Origin of the sequence: Paenibacillus antri (genome assembly GCF_005765165.1) — a bacterium.
In the GTDB taxonomy this organism is placed as follows: Bacteria; Bacillota; Bacilli; order Paenibacillales; family YIM-B00363; genus Paenibacillus_AE; species Paenibacillus_AE antri.
Genome location: NZ_VCIW01000024.1, coordinates 76,096 through 91,444 on the forward strand (window position 1 = coordinate 76,096; position 15,349 = coordinate 91,444).

Sequence of the window (15,349 nt, forward strand, 5' to 3'; positions counted from 1 at the left end):
TCCGGGACAGCCCCTAACGGCCTGCGTACGGCTACACCGTCAGCAATATTTTCGCGATCTTCCCCGGCCCCGCGACGAGCTTCTCGAAGCAGCCTCCCCCGTCCTCCAAGGGGGCATGCACGGTCCAAGGCAACAAGCGATTCTTCCCCTCGCCGATCCACTGCAAGGCGAGACGGAAGTCATATGGGGTATACGCGAACGCCCCTCTCATCACGATCTCGTTGCGAATCGCGAGATTGACCGGCAGGCGGCTGTCCGCCTCGTGCAGGCCGGTGAAAACCACCCGGCCTGCCGATTTCACGGCCGTCATGCAGCCGTTCCTCGTGACTTCCATGCCTACGGCGTCTACGGCGGCGTCAAATCCGCCGGGCAGATGCTCCGTCTTCCATGCGTCGATTCCGCCGGCGATCGCGATGCCGCCTAGCTCGCGGGCGATTTCGAGACGTTCCGGGTTGACGTCCGAGATCACGATGTCACGCAAACCGTAACTTTGCGCAGCCTGCAGCGCGAAGAGACCGATCGGCCCCGCTCCGGCGATAAACAGCCGATCCTCCGGCGACAGGCTCAAGAGCCGGCATACGTGAATCGCGCAAGCGAACGGTTCGACGAAGGCGCCCTCGTCGAAACTCATCCCGTCCGGCAGCGGATGTACGTTACGCTCCGGTACGGCAACGCGTTCGGCGAACGCGCCGGGCCGATGAGCCCCCAACAGCTGCCGTTCCCGGCACAGATGCGGCGCGCCCGTCTTGCAATCCATGCATCGTTCGCAAGAAACGAGCGGGTTCGCGACGACGCGATCGCCGATCTTCGTCGCGGTCACGCGTCTTCCGATCTTGCTGACGACGCCCGAGAACTCATGCCCCATCACTAAAGGCGGCTTCCGCAGCGAATTGTGCCCCAGATATCCGCCAAGCTCCGAACCGCATATCCCCACGCGCTTGACATCGACGAGCACCTCATCCTCCCCCGGTTCGGGAATGGGGACGTTCCTCATGTTCATCTGCCGAGGGCCCTCGTAGACCAGCGCTTTCATCGCAGCGATGCTCATCCTACGCCTCCTGACGGGACGGCGCGACGAGTCCCGCCCGCTCGGCTACTCGCATCAATTGGTCGTATTGCCAATCACCCGCGAAGCTCGGTTTCGGCTGCCGGACGTCGTTACCGGCGATGACGCCTCGCTTCACCAAGATCTCCTTCCATACGCAGCGATTCGCCACGTCCTTCTCGTAGGCCGCCAATCGGGAAAACGGCGTAAAATAGGCGACCGCTTCTTCCGCTCGTCCCTCTTGCATAAGGTCCCATGTCGCACGGAACACCTCCGGCATATAACAAGCCGGCATCGTGCCGGTGCACCCGGACTCCATCTCCTCCGGCATGAAGATGCCGCTGTTGCCGCCGAAGATGCCGAGGAACGGCTGGCCTTCCGCCTTCAACAGCTGCTGCGCTTTATAATTGATATTGCCCGACTCCAGCTTCATATATCGCACCCGCGGCCACTTCTTCGCCAAGTCGACCAAGTACGATACCGGCAACTGAATGTCGCTGAGGACGTGGTCCTGCACGACGATCGGAATCGTAACGGCATCGTTCAACGCGCCGAAGAAGCGGGAGATTTCGTCGGGACCTGCCCTCCATCTGCCGAAGAACGGGGGCATCGCCATGACGGCCGCCGCGCCGTTCGTTTCGGCGAAACGAGCGAACTCCGCCGCCGCTTTAGCCGAAGGATGGTTGACGGTTACGATGACCGGCACCCGACCGGCGATCGTCTCCATGCAAAAGACAAGCAGATCCCGCTTCTCCTGATCGGAGAGCAGATGGCCTTCCGATGCGTTCGCCATTAAAACCAAGCCGTGAACGCCGCCTTCGATACAAAACTCGATCAAACTGCGCTGACTGTCATAATCGATCTCGTCGTCGGCGCCGAAGCACGTCGCCAAGATCGGATATACGCCTTGCAGAAGCTTCGTCTCTTGAATCGTCATGAGGAAGTCCTCCCTATAAGTATTGGAAAATGGAGCCGCGTCCCGCTACGTCCACTTGCTGGTCAATGAAAGTCCGCCGTCCGTCAGAACGACGCTGCCGGTCATATTTCGATTTCGCGGATCGCATAGCTGAGCGACCTGCCATGCGACTTCCTCCGGCTCGATCCAGCCGCCGACCGGAATCTTGGCCCGGATAAGCTCCTCGCCCATCGACTGCAAATTCCCCGAGGATAATCCTGCGTTCACGGCTCCGGGAGCCACCTCGTTTACGGTAATGCCGTGTTCGGCCAGCTCGAGAGCCATCACCTGGCCCAACATGCGCAGCGCGGCCTTGGACGCGCAGTACGCGGGAATTTTGGGATTCGGCCGATGCGCCGCCCAGCTTCCGACGAGGACGATCCTCCCGGTCAATCCCTCGCGAATCATCCGCTGCGCAGCCGATCGGCACATGGATAAGGCTCCGACGACGTTGACCGCGAACTCGTTATTCCACTGTTCGACCGAGATCGTCAAGAACGACTCCCGCGTCGCAATGCCGGCATTGGATATGACCAGGGTAGGTATGCCGATCGAATCGGCCGTGCGATGGATCCATGCCTCCACCGCAGTCGGTTCGCGAAGATCCGCCTGCGTATAAATCGCCTTGCAGCCTTCGCTTTCAAGCCGTTCCAAGAACGCCTCCGCCTCGTTCGGCGTCTTCACGTCCGCAAGCGACAGGCTTACGCCTTGTTTCGCAAGCTCCAGCGCGATCGCGCGGCCGATATCCCCGAGCCCGCCGCTGATGATCGCCGTTCGTCCTTTGCAGTTCATGCCTTCACGCCCTCATGCCAGAATCGTTGTACCGCCGAATGGACGCTTCGTCGATGTCCACGCCTAATCCGGGAAGTTCCGGTACCTTGAGCGTCCCGTTCGTAACCGTCCATGGCTTGCGCTGAAACCGGTTTGCCATCTCGAACATCGCCGGATTCATTTCGAGCCAAAGTAAATTCGGGACGGCGGTCGCGACATGCGCCGATGCCGCCACATAGACGCATTGCCCGATCGCCATATGAAGCGCGGCGGGAATGTTGAATGTCTCGGCCAGCGTCAAGATCCGTTTCCCTTCCGAGATGCCGGTTCGTCCGATGTCCGGTTGAATGACGTCCAATGCCCTTTCTTTTAAGTAAGGGAGGAACTGATACCGGGTTCGCTCGGTCTCCCCTTGCGCTACGGCTAAGGACAGCGACCGCGTCAGATCGACGTGCCCCGGGACGTCCTCCATGACGGTGGGGGCTTCCAACAGCGCGACGCCCAACTTCTCCAGTTCGACGCCGAGCCGGATCGCGTCATGAACGCTGTACATCCACAGCGCGTCCGCGAGCAGCGTGATCTCGTCCCCCACCCCTTCTCGAACGGCCCGCATGACGGCGACGTCCGCCTGTATCCCCTTGCCGATATAGATCTTGATTGCTCGATACCCTTGCTGCACCGCATCTTGCGCGGAGGCGACCTTCTCTTCGATCGAGTTGCCCGACAAGCCGGATTGGTAGAGCGGGATCGCGTCGCGGAACGAGCCGCCCAGCAGCTTGTAGACTGGCTGGTCGTAATATTTGCCGGCGATGTCCCATAACGCCGTGTCGACGGCCGCTATGGCATCCATCATGAAGCTGTCCCGGTGTCCCCTGCCGCGTAAACTGTTGTACATGCGGTACCACAATACTTCCGTCTGGAGCGGATCCTCGTTTAGAAGAAGAGGCGATAACACTTGACGAACCAACGCCTCGGGCGCTTCAGGGCCGACAGGGACTTGAGCCTCGCCCCATCCCGCGATGCCGGCGTCGGTCGTGATTTTCACTAGCAGGCTTTCGATTTTCTTGGAGTACAAGGAAGAATATTCTTTCGTCCATCCGTAGTCGGAGTCGACGGCCGACGACACGAACGTCCCCGGCGTTCCCGCCGTCCCGCTGAAACTTTGCAACTTCCGATCGACCTTCACGACGATCGCTTCTATGCTCATAATTTTCAGAACGGCACCTTCTTCCGGCAAAGTCGCATCACAATTTCGTTTGAAATGATGCATCATGCATGATATATTGTTAACTGTAAAACGCTTTCATGTTTTTGTCAATTTCTTTTCCTGCGATTTCCGAATTGATGAAATAAGGAGTGGTGGCCGTGTGGTAAAGTTGGATCTCCAAATCAGCAACAACGAACGAAGCACAAGTCAGAAGGTCGCAGAGACGCTGAGGAAAGCGATCTTCCGCGGGGATTTGAAGCTTGGAGAGCGGCTCGTGGAAGCGAACGTAGCCAAGACGTTAAATGTAAGCATCACCCCCGTTCGTCAAGCGTTCGGTCAGCTTGCTACCGAGGGACTTATTAACGTAGTCCCCTACAAGGGCACCAACGTCGTCAACATTACGCCGGCCTTCATCGAAGAGGTGTACAGCATCCGCAGCAAGCTCGAACTGATGGCTGTGGAGCTCGCCTTCCCGAACCTGCAACCATCCGATTGGGATAAGCTCGAGGCATATGCCCGGAAGATGGAGCTGCTGACGCAGGCCGGGGATTATCAAGAAGCCGCCGAGGTCGATATCGATTTCCATCGTATGTTTTACGAACGCAGCGAACACGGGCTGCTGCTCGAGATGTGGAGCATGCTGCAGTCCCGCATCCAACTATTCCAATCCTATGGAAGAATCTATTCTCCCCCTTCCGAGAAGGGCGAAGCGGAAAACCGTCATCTTGCGATCGTCGACGCCGTTCGGCAAGGCGACCGGATGCTGCTGCTCCGATTGACCGAGCAGCATATCGAAGCAGGGAAGCGGATGGTGATGCACCCTTACGCCAAACGGGATGAGTAGATGGAGACGTACGTATTTCTGTTCGCCGTCATCCTGCTGTCGTCCGCGTTGCAAACCGGTACGGGCTTCGGCTTTTCGATTGTAACCGTACCGTTTCTACTATTCGCCTTCGACGCCCGGGATGCCGTTCAAATCAACATCCTTCTTTCGCTTTTGTTGTCCTTGCTGATGTTCGCCAAAGTCCGCAAGGACATCGACCGCGGATTGCTGAAGCGGCTGCTTACTGGCAGTCTCGTCTTCATGACCCCGGGATTGCTGGTGTTCTTATACATGCCTTTCGGCAGGTTAAAGTTGATCGTCAGCCTGTTCATCCTATTATTCACGGTTCTGCTGGCGTTTCGGTTCCGAATGACGCAAACCCCGGCGAAGGATCGAGCCGTCGGCGGCCTCTCCGGCTTTCTCTCCGCCGCCGTGGGCATCCCGGGACCGCCGTTGCTCGCCTATTTTTCGGCGGTCGACTTGGATAAGGATGTCTCTCGAAGCACCACGCTGGCCTTCTATATTTTCATCTATGGGGTCAGCGCGGCGCTGCAGCTTCTTTTCGCCCCGACGTCCGGGGAAGCGTGGCTGTCTGCCGGCGCCTCCGTTCCGTTCGTACTCCTCGGTATGTGGATCGGGCAACGGTTGTTTCGTTACGTCAATCAACGCTCGTTCCAACGCATCTGCATTGTGATCTTGTTCTTCACCGGCATCCAACTTTTGTATTCCAGCATATAACGCTCACGATTAGGGAGGAATTCGCATGGAACAGCAATCATTCTTGGAAGACGTACTGCAGGAGACGCAACAACCGCTTCGGCCCGGCGTACCGGGCAAGAGTCCGTTCTGGAACAAGTACGCCAAGCGGTTCGTCTACGCGCCGGCGTTCGATCTCCCGCTCGTACCCGGGGCATCCGCATATCGCTTTACTGTCGTCGGGAGAGACGGCCTCTCCCGTTCGTTTCATGCGGATGTGCCATGGGCCCCGCTTTCCCCTGTATGGAACGACATTCCGCACGGACTTACGAAGCTGACGGTCGAAGGCGTCGACGCTTCGCGGGAGAACGCGGTCGCGAACTCCGGGGAAATCGATTTTTACCGCGCTCCCGTCTTTCACGGCCCTTACCACGAACCGCCGCCGATCCCGTACGCGGAAGCGGGGAAACGGGGGCTGCGGGGATTATTTCTGCATTCCCGCTTCCAGCATTGGCTGACGGAAGGAAGGCCCGATCCGTACATGTTCCTGAACTGCTTCGCGTCGAAGGAGATCGGCGCTTCGATCCGAGCTATGGCCGCTTATTCGAAGCTCACGGAGACGAAGCAGGAAGTGGAGGACGCGATCACGATCGCGCGCCGCATGGCGGACTTCTTGATCGAGAAGGCCGAGCCGCCGGGCGCGCCTTTGGAGCACTTCACCCCGGTGTACTGGGTCAATCCCGAGAACAAGATCGACGATTGGCACTTTCGAGTCGCCGTGGACAACGTGGATAAGATGATGATCAGCGAACCGGTCCGAGCCGGCTTCGGATTATTGGACTTATACGACGTTACTGGAGATGCGACCTATTTGGAAGCGGCGTCTCGCATGGCGCGAACGTACGTCAAGATTCGTCGCGAAGACGGCACATGGCCTCTGATTATCGAACGGGAAACCGGCGCCGTGCTCGAACCGAAGCCGGTCGTTCCGACCTGGATTCTTTTCTTCTTCGAACGGTTAGGAAAGCAATACGGACTCGCCGAGTTCGCGGACATTCCCGGTCAGATCGCGCAGTGGCTGCTCGAGCATCCGGTCGAAGGCTTTCATTGGGATTCGCAATTCGAGGATGTGAAGATCAAGGTTCCATATCGGAAAATGGCCTACGAACAAGCTGCCGATACCGCCTTGTATTTGCTGTACAACCATGGAGGGGACAGCGAAAAAGTCCGGACCGCCGAAGAGCTGCTTCGATTCGTGGAGGATCAATTCGTCGTGTGGGAGAAGCCGAACGAAGGATGGAAGACCCTGAAGTTCCCTGGCGGACCGACCAAATATTCGCAATACGACGTCGACACCTGGTTCGCTCCCGCCGTCATTGAACAGTTCGGATTCGTCATCGTCGCGAGAGCTACCGCGGTTGTGATGAGGGTGTATGCGAAAGCGTACGAAGTTACGGGAAATGCGATCTATCTCGCCAAGGCGCGCTCCTTGGCTAATACGCTCGTGAAGACGCAGCAATTTCACGGCGGCGGCGAAATCCCGAGTTTCCCGATGTCGTCGAAACAAATCACTTGGACGAACAACAGCGTATATATCGCGCTCTTCCTCCTCGAGCTCGGAAGCCGCGTGGACGCGAATCCGGCCGTAAACAACCTCGAACTATCTCTTACCGGATCGATCTAATCGCCGAACCGCCGAACGGATTACCAGTCGGCGGTTTTTTCTTTTCCTCGCTTTAGGTGGCTGGGAGCTACGCCGAGGACGGCCTTGAATTGCTTAGAGAAGGCGAACGGATCGGTGAAGCCTAAAGCCGACGCCACGTCCTTCACCTTGTCGTCCGTCTCGAGGAGCAGTTCCATCGCCCGCTTCATGCGAAGCTCCGTCATATAATCATAGGGATTTTTACCGAATCGCTTCTTGAACATCGTTCGGAAATAATTGACGCTCAACCCGCTGCGCGCAGCCAATTGTTTCACGGAAGCCGGCCGATCGACGTGCTCATGCATCCATCGGATCGCTTTCTCCATTCGGAAATCTCCGAGTACGTCGGCGTCTCCCGCAGCGACCAGCTCCGCGTAAATTTCGATCAACAGCTGTACGATCAAGCTTCCGTACATGGCTTGCGTCAACTCCGAGTTCGGAGGTCGACGGGCCAACGATCCGAACAAGGAATGAAACACGGCGCCGTTCCTCGGTTCGAAAGCGAAGGCGAAAGGGGGTATCGTCCATTCTAAAGGAGCTTGGGAATCGTTGCGAACGAGACTGAACCGCACGAGCGACATGCTCGGCGGCTTCAACGGATTCAAGTGCCGACTGTGGCGGTACCCCGGGCTAACGAAGAACACCTTCCCGCGCGTCAGCTTCTCCACCCGGTCTCCGAATTCGTAAGATCCGTCCCCGGAGCGAACGTAGGCCATATGGAAATTGATATTGACCCGATCCCGGAACCCCCAGTTCGGCGGAAGGATGAAATCGTTCGTCACATCCAACCGCACGTGACATTCGATAGGCACCCGGGCCGCTATCGAGGAGATGCGTGCCGCATAACCTTCGGCCGACAGAGTGTTTTTCGACATGCTTTCACACTCCTGCACATGGAGTCGCTTACATATCAAGCATATAATATAATCAAAATTAATGCTATTATCCATATCCCGAACCGAGGTGCGAAGCGAAATGAAGCAACCGAACATCGTAATGATTTTGATCGACGATATGGGTTGGAAGGATTTAAGTTGTTACGGCAGCGATTTCTATGAAACGCCGAACCTCGACCGATTCGCGGAAGACGGCGTCCGTTTCACCGACGCATACGCTTCGTGTCCGGTTTGTTCCCCCACACGAGCCAGCGTTATGACCGGCCGGTATCCGGCGTCGGTCGGCGTCACCGATTGGATCGACTTCGGAAGCGGGATTCACCCCTGCAGAGGGAAATTGGTGGACGTTCCCTATTTGAAGTACCTACCGTTGGAAGAACGCACGATCGCATCCGTGCTGAAAGAAGCAGGGTATCGAACCTGGCATGTCGGCAAATGGCATCTAGGCGGGGAAGCGTATTCCCCTGACAAACACGGCTTCGACGCGAACGTCGGCGGTTGTCACTGGGGCATGCCGATCAACGGATTTTTCAGCCCCTACGGCATCCCCACGCTGGATGAAGGACCTGAGGGCGAATATTTGACCGATCGGCTCACGGACGAGGCGATCCAACTCATTCTTCAGAAGGATGACCGTCCCTTCTTCCTTAATCTTTGGCATTATGCGGTCCATACGCCCATACAAGCGAAGCCGGAGGATATTGAACGGTTCGCGAGGAAAGCCGAAGCGATGGGACTGGATTCTGTCGATCCGTTCGAGGTAGGCGAGTCTTTCCCCATGGAACACAAGAGGCATCTGAACGTCATCCGGAGAAAGCTGCAGTCCGATCCGGTATACGCCGCTATGGTGTATAACTTGGATTGGAACATCGGCAGACTGCTGAACGCGTTGGAACAAGCCGGGGCAGCGGAAAACACTTTGATCGTCTTCACCTCGGACAACGGCGGTTTAGCGACCTCCGAGGGATCGCCGACGTGTAACTTTCCCCTCCAAGAAGGGAAAGGTTGGATGTACGAAGGCGGCGTGCGCGAACCGCTGCTGATTCGCTGGCCAAGCGTCGCGAAGGGGGGAAGCGTATGTTCGGAGCCCGTCACCACCCCTGATTTGTTTCCGACGTTCTTGCAGGCGGCCGGAATCAAGTTCGTACCGGAGCCCGATCGACCGATCGACGGCGTAAGTCTCGTGCCGCTGCTGCAAGGCGGAGCGCTGGAGCGGGAAGCGATCTACTGGCACTACCCGCACTACGGCAACCAAGGCGGCACGCCGGGCTCGTCCATTCGCATGGGAACATACAAGCTAATCGAGTTCTTCGAGGATGGCCGATTGGAGCTGTACCATCTCGGCGAGGATGTGGAGGAGAAGCACAACCTCGTTACAGAGCGGCCTGACATTGCCGCACGCATGCACCGTCTGTTAACTTCATGGAGAGAATCCGTGGAAGCCAAAATTCCGCAAGTCGCGAATTCCTGAAAAACGAACAAGAGGGCTGGACGCACCAGCCCTCTACCTGTTCGTTTATCTATCGTAGCGGACTACCCCCGCTTCTTGCGCGTCATGACGTCGAAGATGACCGCCGCCGCCAAGACGCCGCCGCGAATCATGTACTGGTACGAAATTCCGACGCCCAGCAGGTTCATGCCGCTGGAGAGCGACGCCATGACGATCGCGCCGATAATGGCGCCCGTCACCTTGCCGACGCCGCCGGCGGAGGAGACGCCGCCGACGTATGCGGCCGCGACCGCGTCCAGCTCGAACAGCGTGCCGGCCGTCGTCGTCGCCGATTGCAGGCGGGACGTAAACAAGATGCCGCACAGCGCGGAGAGCATGCCCATCGAACCGAAGACGATATAGGTAATCTTCTTGACGTTAATGCCGCTCAGATGCGCGGCTTCCGGATTGCTGCCCACCGCGTAAATATGGCGGCCCGTGACCGTCTTCGTCGTGAAGAAGTGATAGACGACGACGACCAGCAGCATAATCATAACCGTCCAAGAAAATCCGTTGTAGCCTGCGAGAATCCAAGTAATATACGCGATGATGGCCGATACGAACGCGACCTTCAGCACGAAGATCGGCTTGGAGACGACTTCGAATTGGTACTTCAGCTTATTTCGGCGATTCGATACTTCGCTCCACACATACAATGCGATACCCGCCAGTCCCAAAATGAGCGAGAGCAGGTGCAGCCCGTTCACGACCATCAGCGACGGAATGAAGCCGTTGCCGATCGCGTTGAACGCTTCGTCTTTAATGATGATCGTGCCCGACTTCTCGGTAATTTGCAGCAAGGCCCCCCGATAGAAGAGCCATCCGGCCAACGTCGCCACGAACGCCGGGATGCCGATCTTCGCCACGAGCACCCCGTTGATCAAGCCGAGGACGACGCCCAGGACGAGAATGATCGGAATCGTGACCGCCACCGGCACGCCCATCTGCGTCAGGAGAATCGCCGCGATCGCGCCCATGAATCCGGCCGCGAAGCCGACGGACAAGTCGATGTGGCGGATGACGATGACGAGCGTCATGCCGACGGCCAGCACGGCGATATACCCCGTCGAATCAAGCAGGTTGCTTATATTTCGGGAGGACATGAACAGTCCGTCCGTAAGAACCGTAAATGTGAGCATAATAACGAACAAGGCGATGTACATGCCGTAGTCGCGAATATTCGTACGAATCAACGTCCGGGCTTCTTGGAAGAAGCCTGCCGGCGTTCCGGCCCTGACGGCCTCCGGCGCGCGATTCAATTCCATGGGGGATCCCTCCTATTGCGTCGCAAGCTGCATGATTTTTTCTTGATCGGCGTCGGCGATCGCCAGTTCCCCTTTGATCTCGCCTTCGGCCATGACGTATACGCGATCGCTCATTCCGAGCACTTCGGGCAGCTCCGACGATATCATGATGATGCTCATGCCTTCCCGAATCAGCTTGTTCATGATCGAATAGATTTCGAATTTAGCCCCGACGTCGATGCCCCGCGTCGGTTCGTCCAAGATCAGCAGCTTCGGCCCGACGAACAGCCACTTGCCGAGCGACACCTTCTGCTGGTTGCCGCCGCTTAATTTTCCGACCAATTGCACTACGGACGGCGCCTTGATATACATCGAGTTCTTGTATTCCGTCGCGACTTTCACTTCTTCGTTCTCGTTGATGATGCCGTTCGAGGCGATGCCGTACAGGTTCGCCGCGGAGATGTTGCTCTTAATGTCCTGGGCCAGGAACAGCCCGTTCCCCTTGCGATCTTCGGTGACGTACGCGATGCCCGCGCGAATCGCGTCGCTCGTATGCGCGAAGGCGCTCGGTTTGCCGTCGAGCAGCAGCTCGCCTTGCAGCTTGTATTCTTTGGGATTTCCGAAAATGCTCAGCGCCAACTCCGTCCGGCCCGAGCCCATCAAGCCCGCGATCCCGACGATCTCGCCTTTGCGTACGTGCAGGTCGACGTTCTTCGCGACCTTCCGGCCCAGCCCCGGATCGTATGCGCTCCAGTTCCGCAGCTCCAGAATTTTGTCGCCGAATTTCGAATCCGTCCGCTTGGGGTAGATGTCCTCGATTTCGCGGCCGACCATGTTTTTAATGATCGCGTTCTCCGTAATCTCGCCCTTGGCGCCGTCCAACGTGCAGATCGTCCGCCCGTCGCGAAGCACCGTCGCGGAATCCGCGATCGAGATCACTTCCTTCAACTTGTGGGAAATCATAATGCATGTGATGCCTTGCTGCTTCAGCTCCCGCAGCAGCTGCAGCAGATTTTCGCTGTCGTCCTCGTTCAACGCCGCCGTCGGCTCGTCCAAGATGAGCAGCTTTACGTCCTTGCTGAGCGCCTTCGCGATTTCGACGAGCTGCTGCTTGCCGACGCCGAGATCCTTCACGAGCGTCTCCGGATTGACGTTCAGCTTCACCTTCCGGAGCATCTCCTTCGCTTGAACGACCGTCCGGTTCCAGTCGACGAGCTTGCCTCGCTTCACCTCGTTGCCGGCGAAGATGTTTTCGTATACCGTCAGATCGGGGAACAACGCCAACTCCTGATAGATGATCGCGACGCCCGCCTTCACGCTGTCCGTAATTTGATGGAACTGCTGCACGGCGCCTTCGAACACGATATCCCCTTCATACGTGCCGTAGGGATAGACGCCGCTGAGCACTTTCATCAGCGTCGATTTGCCCGCGCCGTTTTCCCCGACCAAGCAATGAATTTCGCCCTTCCTCACTTTGAAATTCACGTCGGCCAGCGCCTTCACTCCCGGAAATTCCTTGGAAATCTGTCGCATCTCCAATATCGATTCGCTCATGGTTCGCCGAACCCCCTCTCCCCTGCCGCTTTCGCAAGAGCGGAATAGCGATAGAAGTAAGGCTCTACCGCTATTCCGTGCAGCGCTATAGTATTACAACCCGGTGAACTCGCTTGCTTCGTAATATTCGGAATCGATCAGTTCGCTCTTTACGTTCGCTTTGTCGACGACGATGACGTCGGTTTGCTTCGCTTTCACTTCGACGACGCCGTTGTCGTAGGAGCCCGTCGTCTCCGGCGTATTGCCGTCGAGGATCGTCACCGCCATGCCCATCGCGTCTTTCACGAGCGTCCGTACGTCCTTAAATACCGTCATCGATTGCTTCTCGTCGATGATATATTGGATGGACGCCTTCTCCGCGTCTTGACCCGTCACGACGAAGCTGGATACTGCGCTGTCGGAACCGAATACGTCGGCGATCGAACGAGCCGTGCCGTCGTTCGGCGCAAGAATCGCGACATCGCCCTTCAGTGCCGCGCTTGCCGCCGTCAAGTGCGTTTGCGCTTTGTTTTTCGCTTCGCTCGGATCCCAGTTCGTCGTCACTTGGCCGATGATCTTGCTCATCTCGTCGCGGGACAACTCGGCCTTCTCCTTAAGCGCTTCCGCTTCGCTCGAGTTGGCGATCTTGAACGTGCCGTCGGCGAGCTTCGGCTGGAGCACGCTCCATGCGCCTTCGAAGAACAAGAACGCGTTATTGTCGGATGCCGCGCCCGCATACAAGTACAGCGGTACGCCGGAGCCTTGCGCGTTGTCGATCAAGTATTGCCCCTGCGCCGCGCCGACCGCGACGCTATCGAACGTAACGTAGTAGTCCACCGCGTCCGTGTCGGTGATCAAGCGGTCGTACGCGATGACCGTAACGCCTTCCTTCTTCGCCGCTTCGACGGCCGCCGCCGCGGCCGCGCCGTCCTGCGGGCAGATGATCAAGACGTCGATGCCTTTATTGAGCAGCGTCTCGACGTTTTCCTTCTCCTTCGCGGACGAGCCTTGGCTGAACAAAATTTCGGTCGTGTACTCCGTGCCGGACAGCGCTTCCTTGAAGCGTTGTTCGTCCTGCACCCAACGCGGTTCGTCTTTCGTCGGCAGCACGATGCCTACGCTTACGTTGCCGCTCCCGCTTTGCCCGCACGCCGCGACGAGCGCGGAAACCACCATCACGAGTAACAATAATGCCACTGGTTTCATAAATCTTTTCATTCGACTTACCCCTCTCGGTCTAGTTCTTTTGTGTTGCTACACCGTAACTATATCACCGGGCGAGGGGGTTGAAAGCGCTGTCGTATAGCACTCTTTTAATATCGTCTTCACTTTTTTAACCTGGGCTCGACGGCGAAGGCGGCAGCAGTCGGAGTTGCTCCGACTGCTGCGGGTTGAGCGGCCGGCTGCGGCCCATTAGTCGGAGTTTCTCCGACTGCAGCAGGCCGAACGGCCGGCCAAGGCCCATTAGTCGGAGTTGCTCCGACTGCAGAGGGCCGAACGGCCGGCCAAGGCCCTTTAGTCGGAGTTGCTCCGACTGCGGCAGGCCGAACGGCCGGCCAAGGCCCATTAGTCGGAGTTGCTCCGACTGCAGCAGGCCGAACGGCCGGCCAAGGCCCATTAGTCGGAGTTGCTCCGACTGCAGCGGGCCGAACGGCCGGCCAAGGCCCATTAGTCGGAGTTGCTCCGACTGCAGCCGGCCGAACGGCCGGCCAAGGCCCATTAGTCGGAGTTGCTCCGACTGCAGCGGGCCGAACGGCCGGCCAAGGCCCATTAGTCGGAGTTGCTCCGACTGCAGCGGGCTCGACCGCTACAGTTCATAAAAAAACAGCGCCGGATTCGAAAACCCGACGCTGTGCGCTTCGTAAGCCGTCATTCTTTTACGTTCTTATACACGTCTTCCCTCGAATGAAAGCCGTCCGCGATGATCGTGTCGTCGATCGTCGCCCGGTCGACGGCGATCGGCGCCAGCAGGAGCGCCGGCACGTCGGCCTTCCCGTTCGGGATCGACCGGTTCGCCGTCACGGCGGCGCCCGACGCCAGCTTAACCGCCAGTTCTGCGGCCGCCTGCGCCAACGACTGGATCGGCTTGTAGACCGTCATCGTCTGGGTGCCTTCGACGATATGCTGCGCCGCGGTCAAATCCGCGTCCTGGCCGGCGACCGGAACCTTGCCCGCCAGCCCGCGCGTCGCGAGCGCCTCGATGACGGCGTCCGCCGTCGCGTCGTTCGCGGCGATGACCGCGTCGATGGCGTTGCCGTTCGCTTCCAAAGCGGCTTGCATATTCTCGAACGCGTTCGCCGGCTCCCAGTTTTCCGTCCATTGGTCATACACGATTCGAATGTCCCCGCTGTCGATCCGCGGCTGCAGTACGTTGAACACGCCCTGCTTCAACAGGCGCGCGTTATTATCCGTCTCCGCGCCCCCAATGTACGCGTAATTCCCCCGCGGCGCCAGCTTCGTGATCGCTTCCGCCTGCAGCTCTCCGACCCGTACGTTGTCGAACGACACGTACATATCGACGTTCGCGTTGCGCACCAACCGGTCGTACGCCAGCACCTTCACGTCGGCGGCATGAGCTTTCTGCACGATCGTCGCCATCGCCTCGGCGTTGTGCGGCACGATGACGAGCAGGTCGACGCCGCGGCTGATCAGCGTCTCCGCCTGCGCGATCTGCAGCGCGTCGTCCCCATCCGCCGCCAGAATGTCCACTTCCGCGCCAAGCGCCTCCGCCGCCGCTTTGAACAAATCCCGGTCCTTCCGCCAACGCTCCTCCAGCAGCGTATCCATCGAGAAGCCGATCTTTACCGGGCCGTCGGCCGGCGGGCTTTCGCCGTCCGTCGGACGCTCCGCGGTCGGCGCCGGCTCCGAAGCGGCACCGCCGTCTCCGTTCTCTTCGCAGGAGACGAAGAGACAGGCCGACGCAAGCAGGAGCAGCGCAAGCCACGCCGTCCCGCCGCGAACGCGAGAACGATTCACGGTCCGGCCCCC

Annotated in this window: 13 protein-coding genes; 4 read left to right on the top strand and 9 right to left on the bottom strand. The window is 58.5% G+C overall.

The annotated features are described in order from the left end of the window. Positions 1–31: 31 nt before the first annotated feature. Genes FE782_RS27140 through FE782_RS27155 form a run of 4 tightly spaced genes read right to left on the bottom strand, consistent with a single transcriptional unit; the run spans position 32 to position 3,978 of the window. On the bottom strand, positions 32–1,048 hold the full coding sequence (locus tag FE782_RS27140) for a galactitol-1-phosphate 5-dehydrogenase (RefSeq protein ID WP_238392677.1): 1,017 nt from the start codon (positions 1,046–1,048) through the stop codon (positions 32–34). A gap of 1 nt (position 1,049) precedes the next feature. Further along, positions 1,050–1,982 (bottom strand): dihydrodipicolinate synthase family protein, encoded by a 933-nt coding sequence (locus tag FE782_RS27145; protein WP_138197501.1) that lies wholly within the window; start codon positions 1,980–1,982, stop codon positions 1,050–1,052. A gap of 45 nt (positions 1,983–2,027) precedes the next feature. Beyond that, positions 2,028–2,792: an SDR family NAD(P)-dependent oxidoreductase gene (locus tag FE782_RS27150; protein WP_138197502.1), complete on the bottom strand. Its 765-nt coding sequence runs from the start codon at positions 2,790–2,792 to the stop codon at positions 2,028–2,030. Between the two features lie 4 nt (positions 2,793–2,796). Beyond that, positions 2,797–3,978 (bottom strand): mandelate racemase/muconate lactonizing enzyme family protein, encoded by a 1,182-nt coding sequence (locus tag FE782_RS27155; protein ID WP_158299576.1) that lies wholly within the window; start codon positions 3,976–3,978, stop codon positions 2,797–2,799. A gap of 160 nt (positions 3,979–4,138) precedes the next feature. Here FE782_RS27155 and FE782_RS27160 point away from each other — a divergent pair, with 160 nt between their 5' ends. The 3 genes from FE782_RS27160 to FE782_RS27170 are packed head-to-tail and all read left to right on the top strand — an operon-like array spanning position 4,139 to position 7,181. Then, positions 4,139–4,822 carry a GntR family transcriptional regulator gene (locus FE782_RS27160; RefSeq protein WP_158299577.1) on the top strand — a complete coding sequence of 228 codons (684 nt, stop codon included), beginning with the start codon at positions 4,139–4,141 and terminating at the stop codon, positions 4,820–4,822. Next, complete coding sequence (locus FE782_RS27165) at positions 4,823–5,539, top strand: sulfite exporter TauE/SafE family protein (RefSeq protein ID WP_138197505.1); 717 nt, start codon at positions 4,823–4,825, stop codon at positions 5,537–5,539. Positions 5,540–5,564: 25 nt separating this feature from the next. Next, a complete protein-coding gene (locus FE782_RS27170) occupies positions 5,565–7,181 on the top strand; it encodes a hypothetical protein (RefSeq protein ID WP_138197506.1) in 1,617 nt (538 codons plus the stop codon). Positions 7,182–7,201: 20 nt separating this feature from the next. Here FE782_RS27170 and FE782_RS27175 read toward each other — a convergent pair whose 3' ends face one another. Continuing rightward, positions 7,202–8,074 carry a helix-turn-helix domain-containing protein gene (locus tag FE782_RS27175; protein WP_158299578.1) on the bottom strand — a complete coding sequence of 291 codons (873 nt, stop codon included), beginning with the start codon at positions 8,072–8,074 and terminating at the stop codon, positions 7,202–7,204. Positions 8,075–8,174: 100 nt separating this feature from the next. On the opposite strand from FE782_RS27175, the gene FE782_RS27180 reads away from it, so the two are divergent. Next, on the top strand, positions 8,175–9,566 hold the full coding sequence (locus FE782_RS27180; protein ID WP_138197508.1) for a sulfatase: 1,392 nt from the start codon (positions 8,175–8,177) through the stop codon (positions 9,564–9,566). Between the two features lie 62 nt (positions 9,567–9,628). On the opposite strand, the gene FE782_RS27185 is transcribed toward FE782_RS27180, so the two are convergent. The 4 genes from FE782_RS27185 to FE782_RS27200 all read right to left on the bottom strand — a co-directional run bounded on the left by FE782_RS27185 (position 9,629) and on the right by FE782_RS27200 (position 15,337). Then, the gene (locus FE782_RS27185) at positions 9,629–10,849 is read right to left on the bottom strand and encodes a sugar ABC transporter permease (protein ID WP_138197509.1); all 1,221 of its coding nucleotides are present in this window, start codon (positions 10,847–10,849) and stop codon (positions 9,629–9,631) included. Positions 10,850–10,861: 12 nt separating this feature from the next. Next, positions 10,862–12,382, bottom strand: coding sequence for an ATP-binding cassette domain-containing protein (locus FE782_RS27190; RefSeq protein WP_138197510.1), 1,521 nt, complete (start codon positions 12,380–12,382; stop codon positions 10,862–10,864). A gap of 93 nt (positions 12,383–12,475) precedes the next feature. After that, positions 12,476–13,579, bottom strand: a complete 1,104-nt coding sequence (locus tag FE782_RS27195) for a sugar ABC transporter substrate-binding protein (RefSeq protein ID WP_138197511.1) — start codon at positions 13,577–13,579, stop codon at positions 12,476–12,478. Positions 13,580–14,230: 651 nt separating this feature from the next. Beyond that, positions 14,231–15,337 (bottom strand): sugar ABC transporter substrate-binding protein, encoded by a 1,107-nt coding sequence (locus FE782_RS27200; protein WP_439116461.1) that lies wholly within the window; start codon positions 15,335–15,337, stop codon positions 14,231–14,233. Between the last annotated feature and the right edge of the window lie 12 nt (positions 15,338–15,349).

Coding starts and splice junctions, on each gene's coding strand:
- FE782_RS27140 (WP_238392677.1), bottom strand. CDS start 1,048: ATGAGCATCGCTGCGATGAAAGCGCTGGTCTACGAGGGCCCTCGGCAG.
- FE782_RS27145 (WP_138197501.1), bottom strand. CDS start 1,982: ATGACGATTCAAGAGACGAAGCTTCTGCAAGGCGTATATCCGATCTTG.
- FE782_RS27150 (WP_138197502.1), bottom strand. CDS start 2,792: ATGAACTGCAAAGGACGAACGGCGATCATCAGCGGCGGGCTCGGGGAT.
- FE782_RS27155 (WP_158299576.1), bottom strand. CDS start 3,978: ATGAGCATAGAAGCGATCGTCGTGAAGGTCGATCGGAAGTTGCAAAGT.
- FE782_RS27165 (WP_138197505.1), top strand. CDS start 4,823: ATGGAGACGTACGTATTTCTGTTCGCCGTCATCCTGCTGTCGTCCGCG.
- FE782_RS27170 (WP_138197506.1), top strand. CDS start 5,565: ATGGAACAGCAATCATTCTTGGAAGACGTACTGCAGGAGACGCAACAA.
- FE782_RS27175 (WP_158299578.1), bottom strand. CDS start 8,074: ATGTCGAAAAACACTCTGTCGGCCGAAGGTTATGCGGCACGCATCTCC.
- FE782_RS27180 (WP_138197508.1), top strand. CDS start 8,175: ATGAAGCAACCGAACATCGTAATGATTTTGATCGACGATATGGGTTGG.
- FE782_RS27185 (WP_138197509.1), bottom strand. CDS start 10,849: ATGGAATTGAATCGCGCGCCGGAGGCCGTCAGGGCCGGAACGCCGGCA.
- FE782_RS27190 (WP_138197510.1), bottom strand. CDS start 12,382: ATGAGCGAATCGATATTGGAGATGCGACAGATTTCCAAGGAATTTCCG.
- FE782_RS27195 (WP_138197511.1), bottom strand. CDS start 13,579: ATGAAAAGATTTATGAAACCAGTGGCATTATTGTTACTCGTGATGGTG.